At 55.3% G+C, this 414-nt stretch carries 1 protein-coding gene; it reads left to right on the plus strand.

What is annotated here, in order from left to right:
- Positions 1-39: 39 nt before the first annotated feature.
- On the plus strand, positions 40-414 hold a 375-nt coding region (locus ACYVTD_RS17240), incomplete at its 3' end, for a dihydroxy-acid dehydratase domain-containing protein (RefSeq protein WP_461248862.1).

Below are 414 nucleotides of genomic sequence, written 5' to 3' on the forward strand. Positions count from 1 at the left end.
GGCGATGGGTGAGGCGGTACTAAAGGCGTTGGAGGAAATATGAAAAGCGATCAATTAAACAAGGGCATTGCCCGTTCCCCCCATCGCGCGCTTTTTAAGGCGTTGGGTTTTATCGAAGAAGAATTTAAAAGACCGCTCATTGGGATTGCCTGCGCTAAGAGCGAGATAGTACCGGGGCATCTGCATCTTGACAACGTCGCACGCGCGGTAGCGGACGGAGTTCGCATGGCAGGTGGAGCGCCCGTTATCTTTCCCGTAATCGGAGTGTGCGGCGGAATAGCGATGGGGCACGAGGGAATGAGGTACTCACTGCCGACAAGGGAACTGATCGCCGACTCGGTTGAGTGCATGGCACTTGCCCATGCCTTTGACGCCCTTGTCTTTATCCCCAACTGCGACAAGATAGTGCCGGGC

The organism is Treponema sp. R6D11 (assembly GCF_054786075.1).